Annotated in this window: 3 protein-coding genes; all 3 read left to right on the top strand. The window is 40.5% G+C overall.

Annotated elements, in window-relative coordinates; all coding sequences use genetic code 11:
* Window positions 1–1,733: amino acid adenylation domain-containing protein (locus NH462_RS22740; RefSeq protein WP_253107817.1), on the top strand; the 1,733-nt coding region annotated here is incomplete at its 5' end.
* 270 nt (window positions 1,734–2,003) lie between these two features.
* Entirely contained in the window at window positions 2,004–2,147 is a 144-nt protein-coding gene (locus NH462_RS22735) for a hypothetical protein (RefSeq protein WP_019647633.1), read from the top strand.
* A gap of 482 nt (window positions 2,148–2,629) precedes the next feature.
* On the top strand, window positions 2,630–3,253 hold a 624-nt coding region (locus tag NH462_RS22730), incomplete at its 3' end, for a condensation domain-containing protein (protein WP_253107816.1).

Genomic DNA, 3,253 nt, shown 5'->3' with positions numbered 1-3,253 from the left:
ACTATTTAAGGGCGGAGCACCATATAAAGCCAGATAGTTTGGTGGGGCTATGTGTGGAGCGCTCACTAGAGATGGTAGTGGGTATATTGGGGATATTAAAAGCAGGAGGCGCGTATGTGCCGCTAGACCCGAGCTATCCTCAATCGCGTTTAGCATACATGATGGACGATGCAGCCTTCAATGTTGTACTGACGCAGAGTAAGAGCTGGGATGTAGTAAAGAACTTTAATGTGCCGACTATTAACCTTGATGATTTAACTCAGTTTGAATCGTACAGTGTAAGCTGCGTTGATAAGTCAGAGCTAGGGTTACGATCAAAACACCTTGCTTATGTTATTTATACCTCTGGCTCAACAGGTAAACCAAAAGGGGTTATGGTTGAGCATCAAGCACTATATAATCGTATCCACTGGATGCATAATAAATACGGTATGAATTGCAGTGATAAAGTACTGCAAAAAACGCCTTATAGTTTCGATGTTTCTGTATGGGAGTTTGTATGGACGCTTGCCTACGGTGCACAGCTAGTCGTAGCTCGCCCTGAAGGACACAAAGAACCTGAATACCTATGCCAACTTATTCAAGAGCATAGTATAACTAAAATGCACTTTGTCCCATCAATGCTAGGATTGATCTTAGAGCACGAGCAATTTACGAATTGTCGCAGCTTAGAACAAGTTTTTTGTAGTGGTGAAGCATTACAGCAAAGCCATGTGGAAGAGTTTAGGAAAGCACTACCTTACTCTGAACTGCATAATTTATATGGTCCAACGGAAGCCGCTATTGATGTCAGCTATTGGGACTGTGCTGGTGACATTAGTCGAGGAGTTCCTATTGGTAGGGCAATTGATAATATCCAGCTGCTCATTCTTGACCCTTATCTTAACTTGGTACCGGAAGGAGCTGTGGGCGAGTTGCATATTGGCGGAGATGGTCTTGCTCGCGGTTATTTAAATAGAGAAGAGTTAACCGCTGAACGCTTCATTGCCAACCCTTTTTATGATAGAAACCAAGCAGCAAGTTCTCAAAGGCTCTATAAAACAGGAGACTTAGCGCGTATAAGAAAGGATGGTGAAATTGAATATCAGGGGAGGATAGATCACCAAATAAAAATTCGTGGATTGCGTATAGAATTGGGCGAGATCGAGCATCAGTTAAGTGGTTTAGAATGCGTTGACTCATCTTTGGTTGTAGCGCAAGAGATTGCGGGTTCGACCCAGTTAGTAAGTTATATCAAGCCATCAATTGAAAGCTATGGACTTGACCATTCTGCGCTAAATGACAAAGTGAAAAAGGGGCTCAGTGTGGAGCTACCTGAACATATGATCCCCAGTTTAGTCGTGGTTGTAGATGAGTGGCCATTAACAGCGAATGGTAAGGTCGATCGGAAGGCTTTACCTACCCCAGATAGTAGTTCAATGCATGTGGAGTATGTTGCCGCAACTACAGATGTTGAAATTCTAGTTGTTGATATTGTTGCGAACCTTCTGCAGTTGGAAACCTGTAGTGTTAGCTTGAAAGCCAGCTTCTTTGAGCTAGGTGGGCATTCTTTAATGGCTATAAGACTGCTTGCCGAGCTTAAAGCGAATGGTTATACAAACATAGAGCTGAAGAATCTGTATGATATTTCTAGTATCGCAGAGTTGTGTTTATTATGTGAGCAAATTGATAAAGAAAAGTCTTTAGTTCAAGAGCTTATGGATTCTGAAGATGCCTTAGAGTACGAGTTTTAATCAACTTTTCCGTGGGTTTAGGTGCGCTTTTATAAGTGAAAGCGCACCAGAACTTTCTAAAACTTTGAATTTAAAGCTTATAATTCCAGTTTTAAGTCGAAAGCGAATTTGTTTTTGAAAAGGTTGCAAGTCACGATGTGATGACGTATCTTACGATTTGCTAAAACTGTTTACTAAAGTATCAATTTAATCCTGAAAGTTTCATAAGTATCTCACGCGTGAGTTGTTTATATGCTTCGAGGGCTCATGTCTCTATTGAGATCTTGATCAATGATGTATTTACAGAGTTGCGGTGCTTACATAGCAAACAAAGCACAAGAGGGAGCATCATTTAATTTTATCGCGGATGCGCTTGCTGAAGGTAAAACTCAGCAACTGGTGATAGCCAATGAATCGTTTTATAGAGGCGAATAATAAGTTTTAGATCTTAGGTGTAAGCTGAGAATTGTGAGTTATCTGAAGTACTAAAAGAGTAGGTATAACTCTGACTTAACCATTAAGCTATTCTCGTTATTTTGTTGAGTAATTTACATCTTTTGGAAACTCATATTGTTGAAGTGTGTTTCGTTAAACATGCTGATTTTGCCGTATGAACAGTATTAATGCGCAAAAAAGTTCTTGTGATTAGGATTACGTCTAGTGATCTGTAATGCTATATGCGTTTTTACTAATAAAAATCCTTACCGGCAACATAAAACTGGTGCCCTGTTATCCTAGGGAGTCGGAGCGTAAGAATATGAAGTTTGTAATTGAGCTACTGTAAATGAGCTATTGCAGTTTAGTGACTATCAGATAGGTCCAAATGTCTGGCGTGAGTTGTTTTATTTTAAGTTTTGATGTTCTGCCAACTGCATTTGGTGGGATGAATAATAAAAATTAAGGTACTGAGAAATAATATGAATGATCTCTATAACAAGCTGATCTCTGAGGGAACATTGGTTTTCATTGAGAATGGAAAGCTGAAGGCGAAGTCCTCAAAAGCGCGTCTAGATCAAGAAACTGTTCAACTGATTAAAAACAACAAAGATGCTTTACTGGAATTTTTGCAGCAAAAGTCAGCAGAGGCTCCAGTCAATAAGATCAGCAAAAGAGATTCTAAAAACAGAAAATTATTATCAGTTTGCTCTTTTGCGCAGCGACGATTGTGGTTTATAGACCAACTACAAGGAGGCTCGGCGGAGTACAATATGCCAATGGCACTGGAAGTGTCAGGTGAATTGGACTTGATGGTAGTAGAGCGAGCACTGAACGAAATAGTGGCACGACATGAAGTGTTACGTAGCGTGTATGTTGAAGTAGATGGCGAAGCAAAACAGCAAATTAGGGATATAGCAGAGGTAGAGATTAAGGTAGCACAAGAGGACGTGCGACATTTATCAGGAGAGTCTCAGGCGCAAGCGGTAGCGGCACTAGTCAATGATGAGTTTGTACAGCCATTTGATTTAGCATCGGATGTCATGATACGAGTACGCTATATTCATACGTCGGAGCGTGCAGGGGTTCTGCTATTTAATATGCAT

The organism is Pseudoalteromonas sp. OANN1, assembly GCF_024124685.1.
GTDB classification, from domain to species: Bacteria; Pseudomonadota; Gammaproteobacteria; order Enterobacterales; family Alteromonadaceae; genus Pseudoalteromonas; species Pseudoalteromonas piscicida.
The sequence above is the reverse complement of the archived record's forward strand: the minus strand, read 5'-3'. Positions and strand labels throughout refer to the sequence as shown.

Bases quoted from the DNA above. Each gene is read 5' to 3' on its own strand.
- NH462_RS22735 (WP_019647633.1), top strand. From the start codon at position 2,004: ATGATGTATTTACAGAGTTGCGGTGCTTACATAGCAAACAAAGCACAA.